Below are 22,903 nucleotides of genomic sequence, written 5' to 3'. Positions count from 1 at the left end.
CATGCCTGCTTTCGAGATTCTGCATATCGACCATATCGTGTTGCGGGTTGCCGACCTGGAGCGCAGCTTGAGGTTCTATCACGACTTGCTGGGCTGCCCCATACGTAGGCGGCGGGAAACGCTGGGAATGATCCACCTGGCGGCGGGTGCCAGCCTGATCGACCTGGTGGCGGTCGATGGACCGCTGGGCCAGCAAGGCGGGCCGGGGCCCGGGACCGTGGGACATAACCTCGATCATTTCTGCCTGCGCATCGAGCCGTTTGATGAGGCAGCGTTGCGCCGGATGTTGCAGGACGCCGGGGTCGAGGTGCAGGCGGCGCAGCCGCGTTATGGCGCCGACGGCGAGGGATTGTCGCTGTACTGCATTGATCCTGACGGCAATCGGCTCGAGCTGAAGGGGGCTGCCGAGGCGTGAAGAGGAATTGAGTCGTGGCAGGACCGTGCCGCTCCCCCGATGGTTGCGCGCCGCACCCTGCCCATGGCCACCTTCAACCGTTAACATGCCTGCCTCGACCGGAACCCGCCGCAGGAGCCCGCATGACCGCTGTCACCGTGCAAGACCACTGGCTCGAAACCCCGCAAGGGCGTCTCTACGCGCAGACCTGGATCCCCGCCGCGGCTCACGCTGTCCCCATCATCCTGATGCATGACTCGCTAGGTTGCGTGGCGCTGTGGCGTGACTTCCCCGAGCAACTGGCCCAGGCCAGCGGGCACCCGGTCATCGCCTATGACCGCCTTGGATTCGGCCGCTCGGATGCCCATCCCGGCGAACTGCGCCCCGGCTTCGTCGAAGCCGAGGCCAGCGAGGGTTTCGCCGCGCTGCTGGCGCAGAGGGCGATCGGTCCGTTCATCGTGTTCGGTCACAGTGTCGGTGGCGGCATGGCCATGGCCTGCGCCGCCACCCATGCCGAACGCTGCCGGGGGGTGATTACCGAGTCGGCCCAGGCGTTCGTCGAGGCGCGCACCCTGGCCGGGATTCGCGCCGCCGAGCAGCAGTTCGCCGCGCCGGGGCAGTTGCAGCGTTTGCAGCGTTACCACGGCGACAAGGCCGAGTGGGTGCTGCGGGCCTGGATCGACACCTGGCTCTCAGCGGATTTTGCCAATTGGAACCTCGACCAGGTTCTGGCGCAGCTGCGTTGCCCTTTGTTGAGCCTGCACGGTGATCAGGATGAGTTCGGTAGCCTGGCGCATCCCCAGCGCCTAGCCAAGCTGGCGGCGGGGGCGGTACAGGTGCAGGTCTTGGAGGGCGGCGGGCATGTGCCGCATCGCCAGCAACCGGGCTGGGTGCTGGAGGCCGCGGTGGGCTTTTTTCAGCGCTCGATCTGATAGGCGCCGCCCCCGTGGCGGCGTACACCTCCCAGCCCTGATTGGCCCGCAAATTCTTTGTCCCCCCTTCCCATGTCAGCCGCCTGTCGCCCAATCCATTAGCGTTCCGAGCATTTCCGATTGGCAAAAGCAGGATGCTTACCGATGCTCTTCAGCGAACTCATGGCAGCGCTCTCCACCCGTGCGATCCGACTCCAGCGCGAGGAGGCCGACCTGCTGGTCGACGGCGCCGATGATGCCCTCGACGATGCCCTGTGGGATGCCCTGGCCGCCCACAAGCCGGCCCTGTTGGAGATGCTCGCGAACCACGGCGACGCCTGGCTGAGCCCGGCGCTGCGCGCTACCCCCGAGATGCTGCCGCTGGCCGAACTCGACCAGGCCGCCATCGACCGGATCGTGGCCAGCGTGCCGGGCGGGGTGACCAACCTGCAGGACATCTACCCGCTGGCGCCGCTGCAGGAGGGCATGCTCTACCACCACCTGAGCGCCCGCGCCGGCGACCCCTACGTGCTCCAGGCGCAGCTGCGCTTCGCCAGCGCGGCGCACCTGGAGGCCTTCGCCGAGGCCCTGGACTGGGTGATTCAGCGCCACGACATCCTGCGCACGGCGATGGCCTGGGAACTGCTCGATGCCCCGCGCCAGGTGGTCTGGCGCCAGGCCCCGCTGGCCCGTGAAAGCCTCCAGCTGGCGGCGGGCGAAGCGCCGCTGCGCCAGCTGTGCGCACGCTTCGACAGCGCCCACTACCGCATGGACCTGCGCCAGGCGCCGTTGCTGCGCCTGGTCGATGCCCGAGGCGAAAACGGCGAGGTGGTGGCCCTGTTGCTGTTCCACCATACGGTCATGGACCACACCGGCCTGGACATCGTCCGCCGCGAGATCCACGCGCGCCTGGCCGGCGAGGGTGAGCGCCTGCCTGCCGCGGTACCGTTCCGCGACCTGCTGGCCAGGACCGCGCTGGCCCGCGACGAGCAGGCCCATGAGGCGTTCTTCCGCGCCATGCTGGCGGATATCGACGAGCCGACCCTGGCCTTCGGTGTGGCGCAACTGGCCGGCCAAGCCGTGCAGGAGGCCCGGCTGACCTTGCCCACGGCCCTCAGCCTGCGCCTGCGCGCCCAGGCCAGGCAGTTGGGGGCGAGCCCGGCGAGCGTCATGCACCTGGGCTTGGCGCGGTTGCTCGGGGCGCTGTCCGGGCGCGACACGGTGGTGTTCGGCAGCGTGCTGCTCGGGCGCATGGCTGCGGGCCTTGGTGGCGAACAGGCACTGGGCATGTTCATCAACACCTTGCCATTGCGCGTCGATTTGGCCGGGCAGGGTGTGCGCGATGCCCTGCTGGCCACCCATCGTCAGCTCACCGCGCTGCTCGACCACGAACAGGCACCGTTGGCCCTGGCCCAGCGTTGCAGCGCCGTGGCGGCACCGGCACCGCTGTTCAACAGCATGCTCAACTACCGTCACAGCGGCGCCGCCGACGCCGCCGAGGTAATCACCGTGGCGCCGGGTATCGATGTGGTCGGTGCCGAGGAGCGTACCAACTACCCGCTGGCGGTGGCGGTCGATGACCTGGGCGAAGACCTGCTCCTGACCGTCCAGGCCCTGGCCGCCTGGGGCGCCGAGCGCCTGTGCGGGCAGTTGCTGCAGGTGTTCGGCGAGCTGGCCGATGCCCTGGAGCGTGAGCCCGGGCGCCCGCTGTTGCAGCTGTCGGTGCTGCCCGCGCAGGAGCGCCAGCAGTTGCTGGTCGACTACAACGCCAGCGTCGCGGCGCCGGCGCCCGATCTGCCGCTGCATGGCTTGTTCGAACAGCAGGCCGCCGCGCGCCCCACGGCCATCGCGGTGCAGGGCGAGGACGGTGAACTGAGCTATCGCGCGCTCAACGAACAGGCCAACCGCCTGGCCCATCACCTGATCGCCCTGGGCGTCGGCCCCGACCTGCGCGTCGGGATCTGCGTCGAGCGGGGATCGGCTCTGCTGGTGGGCCTGTTGGCGATCCTCAAGGCCGGTGGCGCCTATGTGCCGCTCGACCCCAGCTATCCGCCCGAGCGGATCCACCACATGCTCGTCGACAGCGCGCCGTTGGCGGTGCTGGTGCAGGGCGCCACGCGTGACCGGGTGGGACAGGGGGCTGCGCCGACGGTCGATCTCGACCAACCGACCTGGGCCTCGCTGCCATCGAGCAACCCCGTGGTGCCTGGGTTGACTGCGCAGCACCTGGCGTACGTGATCTACACCTCCGGATCCACCGGCCAGCCCAAGGGCGTGATGGTGGAGCACCGCAACGTGGTCAACCTGGTGCACTGGAGCGACCAGTTGATCGCCGCCAACCCCCAGGGCGCGCTGCTGCACAAGACCCCGGTGAGCTTCGACGCCTCGGTGTGGGAGCTGTTCTGGCCACTGTGCACCGGCTTGCGCCTGGTGCTGGCGCGGCCGGACGGCCAGCGCGAGCCGGGCTACCTGATCGAGCTGATCCGCCAGCGCCAGGTCAGCGTGGTGCAGTTCGTGCCGGCGCTGTTGCAGCAGTTTCTCGATGAACCCGACAGTGCTTGCTGCGAGAGCCTCAGCGATATCGTCTGCGGCGGCGGCGAGCTGACCGAGGCGCTGGCGCGGCTGGTACGCGAGCGCCTGCCACAGGTGCGCCTGCACAACGTCTACGGCCCCACCGAGACCACGGTCGACTGCACGTCCTGGACCCTGGAGCCACAGGCGCCGCTGCCCAGCGCTGCCTTGCCGATTGGCCGGCCGATCGCCCACACCCGCTTGTATGTGCTCGACAGCGCCGACCAGCCGCTGCCGTGGGGGGTGGCCGGGCACCTGCATATCGGCGGCGCCGGCGTGGCCCGGGGTTACCTGGGGCTGCCCGAGCAGCAGGCCGAGCGTTTCATCGCCAGCCCGTTCGTGGCCGGCGAACGTCTGTACCGCAGCGGCGACCTGGTGCGCCAGCGCGCCGACGGCGTGCTGGAGTTCCTGGGGCGCAACGACCATCAGATCAAGCTGCGCGGCCTGCGCATCGAACCGGGCGAGATCGAGGCGGCCCTGGACCGTGTCCCCGGTGTGCGCGAGGCGCTGGTGCGGGTGCATGAGCATGCCCACAGCGGGCCGCAACTGGTGGCTTATTACAGTGGCGCGGCGCACACCGCCGAGCAACTGCGCGAGGCCTTGCTCGGCCAGTTACCGGAGTACATGGTGCCGGCGCTGTTCATCCACCTGGCGGCGATGCCGCTGACCGCCAACGGCAAGGTCGACCGCAAGGCCCTGCCGGCGCCCGAGGCGCCGCTGCGCCAGTACCAGGCCCCGCAGGGGGAGGTCGAGCAATGCCTGGCGACGATCTGGGCCGAGCTGCTGGGGGTCGAGCGGGTGGGCCGGGACGATAACTTCTTCGAACTCGGCGGCCATTCGTTGCTGGCGGTGCGCCTGGTGGAACGGATGCGCCGACAGGACCTGCACGCCGATGTGCGCGTGCTGTTCGGCCAACCGACCCTGGCCGCGCTGGCCGCCAGCGTCGCCGGCCAGGCACGCATCGAGGTGCCGGCCAATCGTATCGACGCCGGTTGCATGCGGATCACCCCGCAACTGTTGCCCCTGGCCAGCATCGACCAGGCCGGCATCGACCAGGTTGTGGCGCAGATTCCTGGCGGCGTGGCCAATATCCAGGATATCTATGCCCTGGCGCCGTTGCAGCAGGGCATCCTCTACCATCACCTGGCCAGCACGGGCGCCGACCCCTATGTGGTGCAGGCTCGCTTCGCCTTCGCCGGGCAAGGGCAACTGGACGCCTTCGTCGCGGCACTGAACCAGGTGATCGCGCGCCACGACATCCTGCGTACCAGCCTGCACTGGCAGGGTCTGGAGGCGCCGGTACAGGTGGTCTGGCGCCAGGCCCCGCTGAGCCTGAGCCCGGCATTGGCGGTGCCGCGCCTGGACCTGGGCCGCGCGCCGTTGCTGCGCTTGAGCCGCGAGGTGGTGGACGGCCGTTTGCAGGCAACCTTGCTGCTGCATCATGTCCTGCTCGATCACACGGCGGTGGAGCAACTGGTGGCCGAAGTCGGGGCCTTGCTCCAGGGCCAGGCCGAGCTGGCGCCGAGCATCCCCTATCGCAACTACGTGGCCCAGGCGCGCCTTGGCGCCGATAGCCAGGCCGACGAGGCGATGTTCCGCGAACTGCTGGGTGATATCGACGAGCCGACCGAGGTGTACGGCCTGCGCGAGGCCAGTGTCGACCAGCGGCCGGTACGCGATACCCGCCTGGCGCTGGCGCCGGCCCTGGCCCTGCGGCTGCGCGAGCAGGCACGGGCATTGGGCTTGAGCGTCGCCAGCCTGTTTCACCAGGCGTGGGGCCAGGTGCTGGCGCAGTTGTCCGGGCGTGAGGAGGTGGTGTTCGGCACCGTGCTGTTGGGCCGCCTGCAAGGCGGCGAAGGCGCTGACCGGGCGCTGGGCATGTTCATCAACACCCTGCCGCTGCGGGTGAGCGTCGGCAGTGCCAGCGCGGTGCAAGGCGTGCGCCTGACCCATCAGCGCCTGGCACGCTTGCTTGAGCGCGAGCAGGCCTCGCTGGCCCTGGCGCAGCGCTGCAGTGGGGTGCCCGCGGCGCGGGCGTTGTTCACCAGCTTGCTGAATTTCCGCCAAAGTGCCGGCCAGTCGCCGCAGGGACCGAGTTGGCAGGGTATCGAACTGCTGAGCGCGCAGGAGCACAGCAGCTACCCGCTGGTAGTCAGCGTCGACGACTATGGCAGCGATTTCAGGTTGACCGTGCAGAGCGTGGCGCCGGTCGATGGCGAGCAGGTCTGCCAACTGTTGCAGATGGCCCTGGTACGCCTGGTGACGGCGCTGGAGCAGACGCCCGAGCGCGCGTTGCACAGCCTGCATGGCCTGCCCGCAGCCGAGCACGACAGGGTCCTGCGCGGTTTCAACGACACTGCTCGCGATTATCCACGCGAGCAACCCTTGCAGCGGCTGTTCGAGGCCCACGCCGTGCGCACGCCAGCGGCGCTGGCGGTGCTGCAGGGCGAACGGCGCTGGAGCTACGCCGAGCTCGAGACCCAGGCCAATCGCCTGGCGCAGCACCTGGTCGAACTGGGTGTGCAGGCGGGTGAGCGGGTGGCGTTGCTGCTGCCGCGCTCGTTCGACCTGCTGGCGGCGCAGTTGGCGGTGAGCAAGTGCGCCGCGGTGTTCGTGCCGCTGGACGGCAACGCGCCGCTGGAGCGCCAGGCGTTCATGGTCAGTGACAGCCAGGCGCGGGTGCTGCTGACCCATAGCGACCAACCATTGCTCAACGCGGCGCGGCGGGTCGAACTCGATCAGCTCGTGCTCGATGGCTATCCGGACCAGGCGCCGCCGCGCATGGCAGACGCCAGCCGCGCGGCCTACATCATGTACACCTCGGGCTCCACCGGCATGCCGAAAGGGGTGCAGGTGCCGCACCGGGCTATCGTGCGCCTGGTGATCAACAACGGTTTCGCCGATTTCAACAGCCAGGACCGGGTGGCCTTCGCCTCCAACCCGGCGTTCGACGCCAGCACCCTGGAAGTCTGGGCGCCGTTGCTCAATGGCGGCGCGGTGGTGGTGATCGACCAGGACCAGGTACTGTCGCGCCAGGCCTTGCGCGAAGCGCTGCTGAGCCAGGGCGTGACGGTGCTGTGGCTGACGGCCGGGCTGTTCCACCAGTTCGCCGATGACCTGCTGCCGGCCTTGCGCCAACTGCGCTACCTGATGGTGGGGGGCGACGTGCTCGACCCAGCGGTGATCGCCCGCGTGCTGCGCGACGGCGCCCCGCAACACTTGCTCAATGGCTATGGCCCGACCGAGGCGACGACCTTCAGCACCACCCATGCGATCACCCAGGTGGGCGAGGGCAGCATTCCGATTGGCAAGCCGATCGGCAATGCCCGTTGCTATGTGCTGGACGCCCGTCAGCAGTTGCTGCCGGTGGGCGCCGTTGGCGAGCTGTATATCGCCGGCGACGGCGTGGCCCTGGGCTACCTGGGCCAGCCTGAGCTGACCGCCGAGCGCTTCCTGGTGGATCCGTTCAACGGCGGCACCATGTACCGCAGTGGCGACCTGGTCTGCTGGCAGGCCGACGGCACCTTGCGCTACCTGGGCCGGGCCGACCAGCAGATCAAGCTGCGCGGTTTCCGTATCGAACTGGGCGAAATCGAGGCACGGCTGGGCGAATGCCCGGGTGTACGCGATACCGCCGTGGTGGTGCGCGAGGACGAGCCGGGCGACAAGCGCCTGGTGGCCTACTTCACCGGCAACGCGCCAGCGATTGCCGAACTGCACGAACGCCTGCAAGGCCAGCTGCCGGACTACATGCTGCCAGCGGCCTACGTGCAGCTGGACGAACTGCCCCTGACGGCCAACGGCAAGCTTGACCGCCGGGCGCTGCCGGCCCCGGGCCGCGAGGCCGTGGTCAGCCGTGCCTTCGAGGCGCCGCAGGGCGAGATCGAGTCGGCCTTGGCGGCGATCTGGGCCGAGGTACTCAAGGTCGAGCAGGTGGGGCGTCACGATCACTTCTTCGAACTGGGTGGCCACTCGCTGCTGGCGGTGAGCCTGATCGAGCGCATGCGCAAGGCCGGGCTTAACGCCGATGTGCGCGTGCTGTTCGCCCAGCCGACCCTGGCGGCCCTGGCGGCGGCGGTCGGCAGTGGTCGCGAGGTCGAGGTGCCGGTCAATCGCGTGCCGGTCGATGCCACGCAGATCACCCCGGCCATGCTCAGCCTGATCGAGCTGGACCCAGCCAGCATCGAGCGTATCGTCGCCACGGTGCCGGGTGGCGCGGCCAACGTGCAGGAGATCTACCCGCTGGCGCCGTTGCAACAAGGCATCCTCTATCACCATCTCAGTGCCGAGCAGGGCGACCCCTACCTGCTGCAATCGCGGCTGGCGTTCGACAGCCCGGCGCGCTTGCAGGCCTGGGCCGCGGCGCTGCAGCAGGTGATCGACCGCCACGATATCCTGCGCACCTCGGTGGTCTGGGAAGGTCTGGCCGAACCGGTGCAGGTGGTCTGGCGCCAGGCACGGCTGGAGGTGCGCGAAGTCACCGGGCTCGGCGAAACGGCGGTGCTCGAGGCGCTACAGGCGCGCTTCGATGCCCGCCAGCAACGCCTGGACCTGACCCAGGCACCGCTGCTGCGGCTGTTGTTCGCCGAGGACCGGCGCCACGGCGAATGGGTGGCGTTGCTGCAGTTCCACCACCTGACCCTCGACCACGCCGCCATGGCGGTGATTGGCGAGGAGCTGCAGGTGCTGCTGGAGGGCCGTGGCGACACGTTGCCGGCGGCGGTGCCGTACCGCAACTATGTTGCCCAGGTGTGCCTGGGCGAGGACCAGGCCGGCCACGAGGCGTTCTTCCGCGCGCAACTGGGCGATGTCCAGGTGCCGACCTTGCCGTACGGCCTGGCCGATGTGCAGGGTGATGGCGCTGCGCTCGAACAGGCCCAGCTGCAGTTGGCCCCGGCCCAGGCCCAGGCCGTGCGCGAACTGGCCCGCCAGCAGGGCGTCAGCGCCGCGAGCCTGATGCACCTGGCCTGGGCGCGGGTGGTGGGGATGCTGGCCGGTCGCCAGGACGTGGTGTTCGGCACCGTCTTGATGGGTCGCCTGCAAGGCGGCGAGGGCGCCGACCGGGCCCTGGGGATGTTCATCAACACCCTGCCGTTGCGGGTGGATGTGGCGCAACCGGTGGCCCAGGCCCTGCACACCACCCATCAGCGGCTGTCGGCGCTGCTCGGCCACGAGCATGCGCCACTGGCCCTGGCCCAGCGCTGCAGTGGTGTGGGGGTTGCAGCACCGCTGTTCAGCGCCTTGCTCAACTACCGCCACAGCGCCGACCCTGTCGCACGCGATGGCGAGGGTATCTGGCAGGGCGTGCGCCTGCTGGGCGGCGAGGAGCGCAGCAACTACCCGCTGACCCTGAGCGTCGATGACCTGGGCGAGGGCTTCAGCCTGAGCGTGCTGGCCGCCGCCGGGATTTCGGCGGCGCAGGTAGGGGGCTGGATGGTCAATGCCCTGGGCCAGTTGCTGCAGGCGTTGCAGCAGGCGCCGGAGCAAACCTTGCAACAGTCCTCGGTGCTCGATGAGGCGGCGTTGCAGCAGGTGCTGGTGGACTTCAATGCCACCACCCAGGCCTATGCGCAAGGGCAGGTGATCCAGGCGTTGGTCGAAGCCCAGGCGCCACACGCCCTGGCGCTGGTGCAGGGCGAGCAGCGCCTGAGCTATGGCGAGTTGAACCAGCGCGCCAACCGCCTGGCCCATCACCTGATCGCTCGTGGCGTGCTGCTCGGTGATCGAGTGGCCCTGTGCCTTGCGCGCGGCCCGCAGCGCTTGATCGCCATGCTGGCGGTGCTCAAGGCCGGCGCGGCCTATGTGCCGGTCGACCCGGCCTATCCGGCAGAGCGTATCGCCTACCTGCTCAGCGACAGCGCACCGACCTTGGTGCTGGTCGAGGCCGCTACTGCCGGGTTGGTGGGGGAGGTAGCCAGCGTGGCAATCGACAGTGATGCCTGGTTGGATCAGCCGGACAGCAACCCGGTTGTCGAGGGGTTGGATGAGCAACAACTCGCCTACGTGATCTACACCTCCGGCTCCACCGGCCAGCCCAAGGGGGTGATGGTCGAGCACCGCACCCTGGCCAACCTGGTGCACTGGCACTGCCAGGCCTTCGAGCTGGGGGCCGGCAGCCAGACCTCCAGCGTCGCGGGCTTCGGCTTCGATGCCATGGCCTGGGAAGCCTGGCCGGCCCTGTGCGCCGGCGCAACCTTGCACCTGCCGCCCGCGCACATTGGCGGCGAACACGTCGACGAATTGCTGGACTGGTGGCTGGTGCAACCGCTGGAGGTCAGCTTCCTGCCGACGCCGGTGGCCGAGCAGGCGTTGCGCCGCGAGCGTCAGCACCCGACCTTGCGTACCTTGCTGGTCGGCGGTGACCGCCTGCGCCACTTCGAACGTGATCCAGGCTTCCAACTGGTCAACAACTACGGCCCGACCGAGACCACCGTGGTGGCGACCTCCGGGGTGCTTCAGCCGGGCGGGGCGCTGCATATCGGCAAACCGACCGCCAACACCCGGGTCTATGTGCTGGATGAGCAGCGTCAGCCCGTGCCCGTCGGTGTAACCGGCGAGCTGTATATCGGCGGTGCCCAGGTGGCGCGTGGTTACCTCAACCGCCCGGCGCTGACCGCCGAGCGTTTCCTGGCCGACCCGTTCAACGGCGGGCGGATGTACCGCAGCGGCGACCTGGTGCGCTGGAACGCCGATGGCACCCTGGACTACCAGGGCCGCAACGATGACCAGGTGAAGATCCGTGGCGTGCGGGTCGAACTGGGCGAGATCGAGGCCGCGCTCAAAGCCCAGGCGGGCATCGCCGATGCCGTGGTGCTGGTGCGCGACGAGCGCCTGCTGGCCTGGTTCACCGCAGCCGACGGGGCGGTGGACACCGACGCGCTGCGCCAAGGCCTGCAAGCCACCCTGCCAACCCACCTGGTGCCGCAAGCCTTGGTCCGGTTGGACGCACTGCCATTGACCGTCCACGGCAAGCTCGACCGCAAGGCGTTGCCGGAGCCTGCCGTGCTCACCGGCCAGACGTACGTCATGCCCGAAGGCCCGGTGGAAACCGCCATCGCCGCGCTTTGGGCCGAGGTGCTGGGCCTGGAGCAGGTCGGTCGCCATGACAATTTCTTCGAACTGGGCGGCCATTCGCTGCTGGCGGTCAGCCTGACCGCGCGCCTGCGCCAAGCCGGTTTGGAGGCCGATGTGCGCACGCTGTTCGGCCAGCCGACCGTGGCTGCGTTGGCCGCCACCCTCGGCCAGGGCCGCCGGGTCGAGGTGCCGGCCAACCGGATCCCGGCGGGCTGCACGCAGATCACCCCGGAGTTGCTGCCTTTGCTCACCCTGGAGCAGGCCGCCATCGAGCGCATCGTCGCCACGGTGCCGGGCGGCGCGGCCAACGTGCAGGACATCTACCCGCTGGCGCCGTTGCAGGAGGGCATTCTCTACCACCACCTCAGCTCGCCCGAGCACGACCCCTATGTGCTGCAATCGCGCATGGCCTTCGCCAGCCATGAGTGCTTGCAGGCGTTCGCCGCCGCGCTGCAAACCGCCATTGACCGCCATGACGTGCTGCGCACCGCGGTGCTCTGGGAGGGCCTGGCGCAGCCGCTGCAGGTAGTCTGGCGCCAGGCAGCGCTGCAGGTGGCGCCGCTCGCCGGACAAAACCTGCAACGCATGGAGCTGAGCCAGGCACCGCTGATTCGCTTGCTGCACCAGGAGGTGGGCGGGCGTATCGAAGCCTTGTTGCAGTTCCACCATATCGTCCTCGACCACACCGCCCTGGAGATCGTCGGCGCCGAATTGCTCGGTTATCTGCGCGGCGCTGCTGCACCGGCGCAACCGCCGGTGCCGTACCGCAACTACGTGGCCCAGGCGCGCCTGGGCGTCAGCCAGGCCGAGCACGAGGCGTTCTTCCGCGCGCAACTGGGTGATATCGACGAACCGACCCTGCCGTTCGGCCTGAGCGACGTGCAAGGCGACGGCCAGGCCATCGAAGAGGCCCAACTGTGGCTGGACGACGCCTTGGCCTTGCGCCTGCGCCAGCAGGCCCGGCAGCGCGGCATCAGCGTCGCCAGCCTGTTCCACCTGGCCTACGGGCGCCTGCTGGCGGCCGTCAGCGGCCGTGACAGCGTGGTGTTCGGCACTGTGCTGCTGGGCCGCCTGGAGGGCGGCGAGGGTGCCGAACGGGCCCTGGGCATGTTCATCAACACCTTGCCACTGCGCCTGGACCTGGCCGGCGTCAGCCTGGGCGATGCGCTCCAGGCCACCCAGCAGCGGCTCAGCGCGCTGCTGGCCCACGAGCACGCCTCGTTGGCCCTGGCCCAGCGTTGCAGTGGCGTGCCGGCCCCGGCACCGTTGTTCAGCGCCATGCTCAACTACCGCCACGGCCAGGTGGCCGACGAGGCGCGGCGCCTGGACTGGCAAGGTATCGAGTTCCTCGACGGCCAGGAACGCAGCAACTACCCGCTGAGCCTGAGCGTCGATGACATGGGCGAGCGCCTGCGCCTGGTCGCCATGGCCCCGGCCACGGTGGGTGCGATGCGGGTGTGCGAGCAACTGCAGCAGGTGCTGCAGGCGCTGGCCGACGGGCTGGACAGCCAGCCTGGGCAGGCGCTGCTGGCGCTGCCGGTGCTGCTCGCCAGCGAGCGTGAGTACCTGCTGCAAGGCTGCAATGCCACGGCGCGGCCCCATGAGCTTGGGCAACCGATCCAGCGGCTGTTCGAGCAGCAGGCCGCGCGTACCCCGGATACCATTGCCGTGCAGGCCGCGGGGCAGTCACTGAGCTACTCCCAGTTGAACGCCCAGGCCAACCAGTTGGCCCACCACCTGATCGAACTGGGAGTAGGCCCCGACGCGCGGGTGGCGATCTGCGTCGAGCGTGGCTTGCCGCTGGTGGTCGGTTTACTGGCCATTCTCAAGGCTGGCGGCGCCTATGTGCCGCTCGACCCGGACTACCCGGCCGCACGGGTGCGGCACATGCTCGACGACAGCCAACCCCGCGCCGTGCTCGTGCAGGGCGCCACCCGCGCGTTGCCGGGTGAACCGGCAGTGCCGCTGGTCGACCTCGACCAGCCGGGCTGGAGTGACCAGCCCAAGGACAATCCGCAGGTCCCTGGCCTGACCGCCAGCCACCTGGCCTATGTGATCTACACCTCCGGCTCCACCGGCGTGCCCAAGGGCGTGATGGTCGAGCACCGCAACCTGGTCAACCTGGTGCACTGGAGCCAGCGGCAGTTTCCGGCCGGTGGCGCGCTGCTGCACAAGACCCCGGTGAGCTTCGACGCCTCGGTGTGGGAGCTGTTCTGGCCGCTGTGCAGCGGCCTGCGCCTGGTGCTGGCGCGCCCGGATGGCCAGCGCGACCCTCGATACCTGGTCGAGCTGATCGAGCGTCAGCAGGTCGGCGTGGTGCAGTTCGTGCCGGCCTTGCTCCAGCAGTTCCTCGATCTGCCCGATAGTGCCCGCTGCGCCAGCCTCAGCGATATCGTCTGCGGCGGTGGCGAGCTGACCGAAGCGCTAGTGCGCCAGGTGCGCGAACGCCTGCCGCAGGTGCGCCTGCACAACGTCTACGGCCCCACCGAGACCACCGTGGATTGCAGCATCCACACGCTGCACCCCGACGACCCAGTGCCCCAGGGCGCGCTGCCGATTGGCCGGCCGATCGACAACACCCGCCTGTATGTGCTCGATGCCCACGACCAGCCCGTGCCTTGGGGCGTGGCCGGTCAGTTGCACATCGGCGGCGCCGGTGTGGCGCGTGGTTATCTTGGCTTGCCACAGCAGCAGGCCGAGCGTTTCATCGCCAGCCCGTTCAACCCCGATGAGCGCCTGTACCGCAGTGGCGACCGGGTATGCCAGCTGGCCGACGGCACCTTGCAGTTCCTTGGCCGTATCGACCACCAGGTCAAGCTACGCGGCCTGCGTATCGAGCCTGGCGAGATCGAAGCCTGCCTGAACCGGGTGCCCGGTGTCGGCGAGGCGCTGGTGCTGGTGCACGAGCACCCGCACAGCGGCCCGCGGCTGGTCGCCTACCACACAGGTCAAGCGCAGGCCGCCGACAGCCTGCGCGCGGCGCTGCTGCTGCACCTGCCGGAGTACATGGTGCCGGCGCTGTTCGTCCACCTGGCCGCCATGCCGCTGACCCCTAACGGCAAGCCCGACCGCAAAGCCCTGCCAGTACCTGACGTGCAGCCGAGCGAATACCAGGCGCCCGAGGGCGAGACCGAAACCTTGCTGGCGGATATCTGGGCGCAGTTGCTGGGCGTCGAGCGGGTCGGGCGTCACGACAACTTCTTCGCCCTCGGTGGCCACTCGCTGCTGGCAGTCAGCCTCACCGCGCGCCTGCGCCAGGCCGGGTTGCAGGTGGATGTACGCACCTTGTTCAGCCAGCCGAGCGTCGCGGCCCTGGCGGCGACCCTTGGCCAAGGCCACGAGGTGCCGGTGCCGGCCAACCTGATCCCGGCGGGCTGTGGCCGCATCACCCCCGAATTGCTGCCGCTGATCGAGCTGGACCAGGCAGTCATCGAACAGATCGTCGCCTGCGTGCCGGGCGGCGCGGCCAACGTGCAGGATATCTATCCGCTGGCGCCGTTGCAGGAGGGCATCCTCTACCTGCACCTGAGCAGCGCCGCCGCCGACCCCTATGCCTTGCGTGCGCACCTGCGCTTCGACAGCCCCGCGCGCCTGAGCGCATTCGCCCAGGCTCTGGAGCAGGTCATCGCCCGCCACGACATCTTGCGCACCGCGGTGCTCTGGGAAGGCCTGGCGCAGCCGGTGCAAGTGGTCTGGCGCCAGGCACCGCTGCAGGTGCTGCCACTGGAGGAGCGCCAACTGGCGCGCCTGGACCTGGCCCAGGCGCCGCTGATCCGCCTGTTGCATCGCCCCGAGGCGGGTAGTACGCGAGTCGAGGCGGTGTTGCAGTTCCACCATATCGTCCTCGACCACGTCGCCATGCAGGCCGTGCAGGCCGAGATGCGCGGCTACCTGCTGGGGCAGGACCTGCCGTTGCCGCCTTCGGTGCCATATCGCAACTACGTGGTGCAGGCGCGCCAGGGCGTCAGCGAGGCGCAGCACGAGGCGTTCTTCCGCGCGCAACTGGGCGATATCGACGAGCCGAGCCTGCCGTTCGGCCTGCGCGAGGTGCAGGGCGATGGCCTGGCCATCGAGGTGGCCGAGGTCGAGTTCGCCGGCCAGCGCTACCAGCGCCTGCGCGAACAGGCGCGCCAGCTTGGGGTGAGCAGCGCCAGCCTGCTGCACCTGGCCTGGGCACGCCTTCTGGCGGCCGCCTGCGGCAAGGACCGAGTGGTGTTCGGTAGCGTGCTGCTGGGTCGCCTGCAGGGCGGCGAGGGCAGCGAGCGGGCACTGGGGATGTTCATCAATACCTTGCCGTTGCGCGTCGACCTGGCCGGCGTCAGCGTGCGCGAGGGCGTGCAGGCGCTACAGCGCGACCTGTCGGCGCTGCTGGTGCATGAGCACGCCTCGCTGGCCCTGGCTCAGCGTTGCAGCCAGGTGGCCGCGCCGTTGCCGTTGTTCAGCGCCATGCTCAACTACCGCCAAAGCAGTCGGGCGAGCGCGCAGGCTGACGCCTGGCAAGGCATCGAGACCCTGGGCAGCGAAGGGCATAGCAACTACCCGCTGGCCCTGGATGTCGATGACTTCGGCGACAGCCTGCGCCTGGGCGTGAGGGTGACGCCACAGGTCGGCGCGCAGCGCGTCTGCGAGCAGTTGCTGCACGTGCTCGACGGCCTGTTGCAGGCCTTGGCACACCAGCCCGACAGCGCCTTGACCGAGGTGCCGGTGCTGGCGCCGGCCGAGCGCCGCCAGGTGCTGCAAGGCTTCAACGACACGGCGCGGGCTTACCACCTGGAGCAAACGCTGCATGGCTTGATCGAGGCCCAGGTGCGGCGCACGCCGGACGCGCTGGCGGTCACGGCCGAGGAGGGTGTGCTCAGCTATCGCCAACTCGATGAACAGGCCAATCGCCTGGCCCACCACTTGATCGGGCTGGGGGTCGAACCCGACGATCGGGTGGCGATCTGCGTCGAGCGCGGTTTGTCGATGGTGGTCGGCCTGCTGGCCATCCTCAAGGCCGGCGGCGCTTATGTACCGGTCGATCCTGAGTACCCGGCCGAGCGCATTCGCCATATGCTCAGCGACAGCGCGCCGGTGGCGGTGCTGGTGCAGGCGGCCACCGGCACGGTGGCCGAGGGCGCACGCCTGGTCGGTCTCGACCAGCCCACCTGGCTGGCGCAGCCGGCCACGGCGCCGCAGGTGGCCGGGCTGACCCCGCGCCACCTGGCCTATGTGATCTACACCTCCGGTTCCACCGGGCTGCCCAAGGGCGTGATGAACGAGCACGCCGGGGTGGTCAACCGCCTGTTGTGGATGCAGGACGCCTATCCGCTTGGCGCCGCTGACGTGGTCCTGCAGAAGACCCCGTTCAGCTTCGACGTGTCGGTGTGGGAGTTCCTCTGGCCGCTGCAAACCGGCGCCCGGCTGGTGATGGCCCGCCCCGGTGGGCACCGCGACCCCGAATACCTGCGCGAGGTGATCCGCGCCGAGCAGGTCACTACCTTGCACTTCGTGCCATCGATGCTGGATGTGTTCCTCGCCCATGGCCAACTGCAACCTGAACGCCTCAAGCGTGTGCTGTGCAGCGGCGAAGCCCTGCCCGGCAGCCTGGTGCGCAGGTTCCAGGCGCAGTTGCCGAGCGTCGAGCTGCACAACCTCTACGGCCCGACCGAAGCGGCGGTGGATGTCAGCGCCTGGCACTGCGTGACGGCGCCGGACAACACGCCGATCGGCAAGCCGATCGCCAACACCACCCTGTACGTGCTCGATGCCCATGGCCAACCGGTGCCGCGCGGCGTGCCGGGTGAGCTGTACATCGGTGGCGTGCAGGTGGCCCGTGGCTACCTCAACCGCGCCGAACTGACCGCCGAGCGCTTCATCGACGACCCATTCGCCAGCCGTGCCGGCGCGCGCCTGTACCGCACCGGCGACCTGGCCCGGCACCTGGCCGATGGTAACCTCGAATACCTCGGGCGCAACGACGACCAGGTCAAGATCCGTGGCCTGCGCATCGAACTGGGCGAGATCCAGGCCTGCCTGACCCGTGTCGAGGGCATCAAGGAAGCCGTGGTGCTGGCCCGCGACCAGCGCCTGGTGGCCTACTACACCGGTGCCGCGCAAACTGTCGACACGCTGCGCGCCGCGCTGCTGGGCCAGTTGCCGGAGTTCATGGTACCTGCTTCGTTCACCCACCTGGACGCGCTGCCGCTGAGCCCCAACGGCAAGCTCGAGCGCAAGGCCCTGCCAGCGCCCGACGTGCCGCAACAGGCCTACGAGGCGCCGCAGGGCGAGGTCGAGACGCTGTTGGCGCAGTTGTGGAGCGAACTGCTGGGCGTGGCCCAGGTTGGCCGGCATGACAACTTCTTCGAGCTGGGCGGCCACTCGCTGCTGGCCGTGACCCTGACCGCGCGGCTGCGCAAGGCCGGCCTGCGCGCCGACGTGCGCGTGCTGTTCGGCCAGCCGACCCTGGCGGCGCTGGCCGCGGCGGTGGGCGGTGAGGCGACGACGCAGGTGCCGGCCAACCGCATCCCGGTGGGCTGCACGCGCATCACCCGCGACATGCTGCCGTTGGCGAGCCTGGAGCAGGCGGCGCTCGACAGCCTGGTGCAACGCATCCCCGGCGGCGCGGCCAATGTGCAGGACCTCTACGCCCTGGCGCCGCTGCAACAGGGCATCCTCTATCACCACCTGGCTAGCGCCGAGGTCGACCCCTATGTGCTGCAGATGGGCTTTGCCTTCGCCGGCCAGGCCGAGCTGGACGCCTTTGTCGCAGCGCTCAACCAGGTGATCGCGCGCCACGACATCCTGCGTACCAGCGTGCACTGGCAAGGGCTGGACGAGGCCGTGCAGGTGGTCTGGCGCAAGGCGTGCCTGGCCATCGAGCCGGCGCAGGAGGACGTGCGCCTGGACATGGGCCGCGCGCCGCTCATGCACCTGAGCAGCCGGGTGGAGCATGGCCGCTTGCAGGCGACCTTGCTGCTGCACCATATCCTGCTTGACCACGCCGCCCTGGAACTGCTGGTGGCCGAAGTCGCCGAGGTGCTGCTGGGCCGTGAGCCCCAGGGCGACAGCGTGCCGTACCGCAACTACGTGGCGCAGGCCCGCCTGCGCGACGATAGCCAGGCCCAGCAAGCGCTGTTCCGCGAGCTGCTCGGTGATATCGACGAGCCGACCCTGGTGTTCGGCTTGCGTGAGGCCCTGGGCGATGGCCGCCAGGTGCTGGATTACCGCCAGCGCCTGGACGACGACCTGGCCGCGCGCCTGCGAGAGCAGGCCCGGGCCTTGGGCGTCAGCGTCGCCAGCCTGGTCCACCAGGCCTGGGGCCAGGTGCTGGCGCAACTTTCCGGGCGTGCGGAGGTGGTGTTCGGCACCGTGCTGCTGGGTCGCCTGCAAGGCGGCGAAGGCGCCGAACGGGCCTTGGGCATGTTCATCAATACCTTGCCGCTGCGGGTCAGCGTCGGCTCGGCGAGTGTCGCCGATGGCGTGCGCCTGACCCACCAGCGCCTGGCGCGGCTGCTCGCCCATGAGCAGGCCTCGCTGGCCCTGGCCCAGCGCTGCAGCGGCGTGCCGGCGGCGCAGGCGCTGTTCACCAGCCTGCTGAACTACCGCCATAGCGCGGCGGGCAACGCCGAGCAGGCGCGGGCCTGGGACGGCATCGAGCTGCTGGCCGCCCACGAACGCAGCAACTACCCGCTGGTGGTCAGCGTCGACGACCTGGGCAATGGCTTCTTGCTGACTGTACAGGCGGTGCCCGAGGTGGATGGGGCGCAGGTTGGCCAGCTGTTGCAGGGCGCCCTGTCGGGCCTGGCCGAGGCGCTGGAAGCGGCACCGGCGACGCCATTGCAGGCTGTCGTCGCGCTGCCTGCGGCAGAGCGCGAGCGGGTGCTGCGGCAATTCAACGACAGCCGACGCGAATACCCGCACCAGGTGGCGCTGCACGGGCTGTTCGAAGCCCACGCCAAGGCCAGCCCCGAAGCGCTGGCGGTGGTCCATGGCACGCGGCGCTGGAGCTACCAGGCGCTGAACCAGCAGGCCAACCGCCTGGCAGGCCACTTGCTGGAAATGGGCGTGCAGGCCGGCGACCGGGTGGCATTGCTGCTGCCACGTTCGTTCGACCTGCTGGCGGCGCAATTGGCCGTGAGCAAGTGTGGCGCGGTGTTCGTGCCACTGGACGGCAACGCCCCGCTGGAGCGCCAGGCGTTCATGGTTGCCGACAGCCAGGCGCGATTGCTGTTGACCCACAGCGATCAACCGCAGGTGGAAGGTACACGCCGCATCGAATTGGACCGACTCGAGCTGGAGCGCTATGCCGGCGAGGACCTGGAACTGGCGGTGAACGCCGGCAGCACGGCCTACATCATGTACACCTCGGGCTCCACCGGCACGCCGAAAGGGGTGCAGGTGCCGCACCGGGCTATCGTGCGCCTGGTGATCAACAACGGTTTCGCCGATTTCAACAGCCAGGACCGGGTGGCCTTCGCCTCCAACCCGGCGTTCGACGCCAGCACCCTGGAAGTCTGGGCGCCGTTGCTCAATGGCGGCGCGGTGGTGGTGATCGACCAGGACCAGGTACTGTCGCGCCAGGCCTTGCGCGAAGCGCTGCTGAGCCAGGGCGTGACGGTGCTGTGGCTGACGGCGGGCTTGTTCCACCAGTTCGCCGATGACCTGCTGCCGGCCTTGCGCCAACTGCGCTACCTGATGGTGGGGGGCGACGTGCTCGACCCAGCGGTGATCGCCCGCGTGCTGCGCGACGGCGCCCCGCAACACTTGCTCAATGGCTATGGCCCGACCGAGGCCACCACCTTCAGCACCACCCATGAGATCACCCAGGTGGGCGAGGGCAGCATTCCGATTGGCAAGCCGATCGGCAATGCCCGTTGCTATGTGCTGGACGCCCGTCAGCAGTTGCTGCCGGTGGGCGCCGTTGGCGAGCTGTATATCGCCGGCGACGGCGTGGCCCTGGGTTACCTGGGCCAGCCTGAGCTGACCGCCGAGCGCTTCCTGGCGGATCCGTTCAACGGCGGCAGCATGTACCGCAGTGGCGACCTGGTCTGCTGGCAGGCAGACGGCACCTTGCGTTACCTGGGCCGGGCCGACCAGCAGATCAAGCTGCGCGGTTTCCGTATCGAACTGGGCGAAATCGAGGCACGGCTGGGCGAATGCCCAGGCGTTCGCGACACGGCCGTGGTGGTGCGTGAGGACGAGCCGGGCGACAAGCGCCTGGTGGCCTACTTCACCGGCAACGCGCCAGCGATTGCCGAACTGCACGAACGCCTGCAAGGCCAGCTGCCGGACTACATGCTGCCAGCGGCCTACGTGCAGCTGGACGAACTGCCCCTGACGGCCAACGGCAAGCTTGACCGCCGGGCGCTGCCGGCCCCGGGGCGCGAGGCCGTGGTCAGCCGTGCCTTCGAGGCGCCCCAGGGCGAGATCGAGTCGGCCTTGGCGGCGATCTGGGCCGAGGTGCTCAAGGTCGAGCAGGTGGGGCGCCACGATCACTTCTTCGAACTGGGCGGCCACTCGCTGCTGGCGGTGAGCCTGATCGAGCGCATGCGCAAGGCCGGGCTTAACGCCGATGTGCGCGTGCTGTTCGCCCAGCCGACCCTGGCGGCCCTGGCGGCGGCGGTCGGCAGTGGTCGCGAGGTCGAGGTGCCGGCCAATCGTGTGCCGGTCGATGCCACGCAGATCACCCCGGCCATGCTCAGCCTGATCGAGCTGGACCCAGCCAGCATCGAGCGTATCGTCGCCACGGTGCCGGGTGGCGCGGCCAACGTGCAGGAGATCTACCCGCTGGCGCCGTTGCAGGAGGGCATCCTCTACCACCACCTGAGCGCCGAGCAGGGCGACCCGTACCTGCTGCAGACCCGCCTGGCCTTCGACAGCCTGGACCGTCTGCAAGCCTGCGCCGGGGCCTTGCAACAGGTGATCGACCGCCACGATATCCTGCGCACCTCGGTGGTCTGGGAAGGTCTGGCCGAGCCGGTGCAGGTGGTCTGGCGCCAGGCACGCCTGGCGGTGACTGAGGTCACCGGGCTGGGCGAGGACGCGGTGATCGAGCGCCTGCACGGGCATTTCGATGCCCGCCAGCAACGCCTGGACCTGACCCAGGCGCCGTTGCTGCGCCTGACCTACGCCCTGGACCCGGCGCAGCAGCGGGTGGTGGCAATCCTGCACTTCCACCATCTGGCCCTGGACCACACGGCCATGGAAGTGATCGTCCACGAAATGCAGGCCTTGCTGGCCGGGCGCGGGGCGCAACTGGCCGCGCCGGTGCCGTACCGCACCTATGTCGCCCAGGTGCGCCTGGGCGCCGCGCAGGCCGGCCACGAGGCGTTCTTCCGCGAGATGCTTGGCGATATCGAGGAACCGACCTTGCCCATGGGCCTGGTCGATGTGCAGGGCGATGGCCGCGATATCGAGGAAGTCCGCCAGGCGCTCGACCTGGACCTGGCGCGGCGGGTTCGCCTGCAGGCGCGCCAGCTTGGCGTCAGCGCCGCCAGCCTGATGCACCTGGCCTGGGCACGGGTGGTGGGCGTGCTGGCCGGGCGCCAGGACGTGGTGTTCGGCACTGTCTTGATGGGCCGCCTGCAAGGCGGCGAGGGTGCCGACCGCGCGCTGGGCGTGTTCATCAATACCTTGCCGCTGCGCATCGATACCCGCGCCAGCGCCAAGCAGGCGCTGCGTGTCACGCACCAACGGCTCTCGGCGTTGCTCGGCCATGAGCATGCCTCCCTGGCCTTGGCCCAGCGTTGCAGCGGCGTGCCGGCTTCGACACCGTTGTTCAGCGCTTTGCTCAACTACCGGCACAGCCCGGCCGGAATCGCCACCGACGCCACCGACAGCTTCCAGGGCATGCACCAGTTGGGCGGCGAGGAGCGCAGCAACTACCCGCTGACCCTGAGCGTGGACGACCTGGGCGAGGGCTTCAGCCTGAGCGTGCTGGCCCAGCAGGGGATTGGCGCCGTGCGTGTGGCGAACTGGATGGCGGCGGTCGTGACCCAGTTGACCCAGGCCTTGGAGCAAGAGGGCGCGGTTCGCGTTGATGCGCTGCCGATCCTCGATGCCCAAGAGCGACTGCAACTGCTCGAAGGTTTGAACCCGCCAGCCGTGGCCTATGCGCAAGGGCAGGTGATCCAGGCGTTGGTCGAAGCCCAGGCGCCACACGCCCTGGCGCTGGTGCAGGGCGAGCAGCGCCTGAGCTATGGCGAGTTGAACCAGCGCGCCAACCGCCTGGCCCATCACCTGATCGCTCGTGGCGTGCTGCTCGGTGATCGAGTGGCCCTGTGCCTTGCGCGCGGCCCGCAGCGTTTGATCGCCATGCTGGCGGTACTCAAGGCCGGCGCGGCCTATGTGCCGGTCGACCCGGCCTATCCGGCAGAGCGTATCGCCTACCTGCTCAGCGACAGCGCACCGACCTTGGTGCTGGTCGAGGCCGCTACTGCCGGGTTGGTGGGGGAGGTAGCCAGCGTGGCAATCGACAGTGATGCCTGGTTGGATCAGCCGGACAGCAACCCGCTCGTCGAAGGGCTGGATGAGCAACAACTGGCCTATGTGATCTACACCTCCGGTTCCACCGGACAGCCCAAGGGCGTGATGGTCGAGCACCGCACCCTGGCCAACCTGGTGCACTGGCACTGCCAGGCCTTCGAGCTGGGCGCCGGCAGCCAGACCTCCAGCGTGGCGGGCTTCGGCTTCGATGCCATGGCCTGGGAAGCCTGGCCGGCCCTGTGCGCCGGCGCAACCTTGCACCTGCCGCCCGCGCACATTGGCGGCGAACACGTCGACGAATTGTTGGACTGGTGGCTGGAACAACCGCTGCACGTAAGCTTCCTGCCGACGCCAGTGGCCGAACAGGCGCTGCGCCGCGAGCGTCAGCACCCGACCTTGCGTACCTTGCTGGTCGGCGGTGACCGCCTGCGTCACTTCGAACGTGATCCAGGCTTCCAACTGGTCAACAACTACGGCCCGACCGAGA

The 22,903-nt window shown here is 69.3% G+C and carries 3 protein-coding genes; all 3 read left to right on the top strand.

Annotated elements, in window-relative coordinates; translation table 11 throughout:
• Position 1 precedes the first annotated feature (1 nt).
• Positions 2 to 415 (top strand): VOC family protein, encoded by a 414-nt coding sequence (locus ACODS5_RS23040; RefSeq protein ID WP_489109734.1) that lies wholly within the window; start codon positions 2 to 4, stop codon positions 413 to 415.
• A 122-nt stretch (positions 416 to 537) separates the two neighbouring features.
• Positions 538 to 1,326: an alpha/beta fold hydrolase gene (locus tag ACODS5_RS23035; RefSeq protein WP_489109733.1), complete on the top strand. Its 789-nt coding sequence runs from the start codon at positions 538 to 540 to the stop codon at positions 1,324 to 1,326.
• 144 nt (positions 1,327 to 1,470) lie between these two features.
• The coding region (locus ACODS5_RS23030) for a non-ribosomal peptide synthase/polyketide synthase (protein ID WP_489109732.1) at positions 1,471 to 22,903 on the top strand (21,433 nt) is incomplete at its 3' end.

This window comes from Pseudomonas sp. FG47 (assembly GCF_057809115.1).
Note: the sequence above shows the minus strand (reverse complement) of the source record. Positions and strands in the feature narration are given on the sequence as shown.

Coding starts and splice junctions, on each gene's coding strand:
- ACODS5_RS23040 (WP_489109734.1), top strand. CDS start 2: ATGCCTGCTTTCGAGATTCTGCATATCGACCATATCGTGTTGCGGGTT.
- ACODS5_RS23035 (WP_489109733.1), top strand. CDS start 538: ATGACCGCTGTCACCGTGCAAGACCACTGGCTCGAAACCCCGCAAGGG.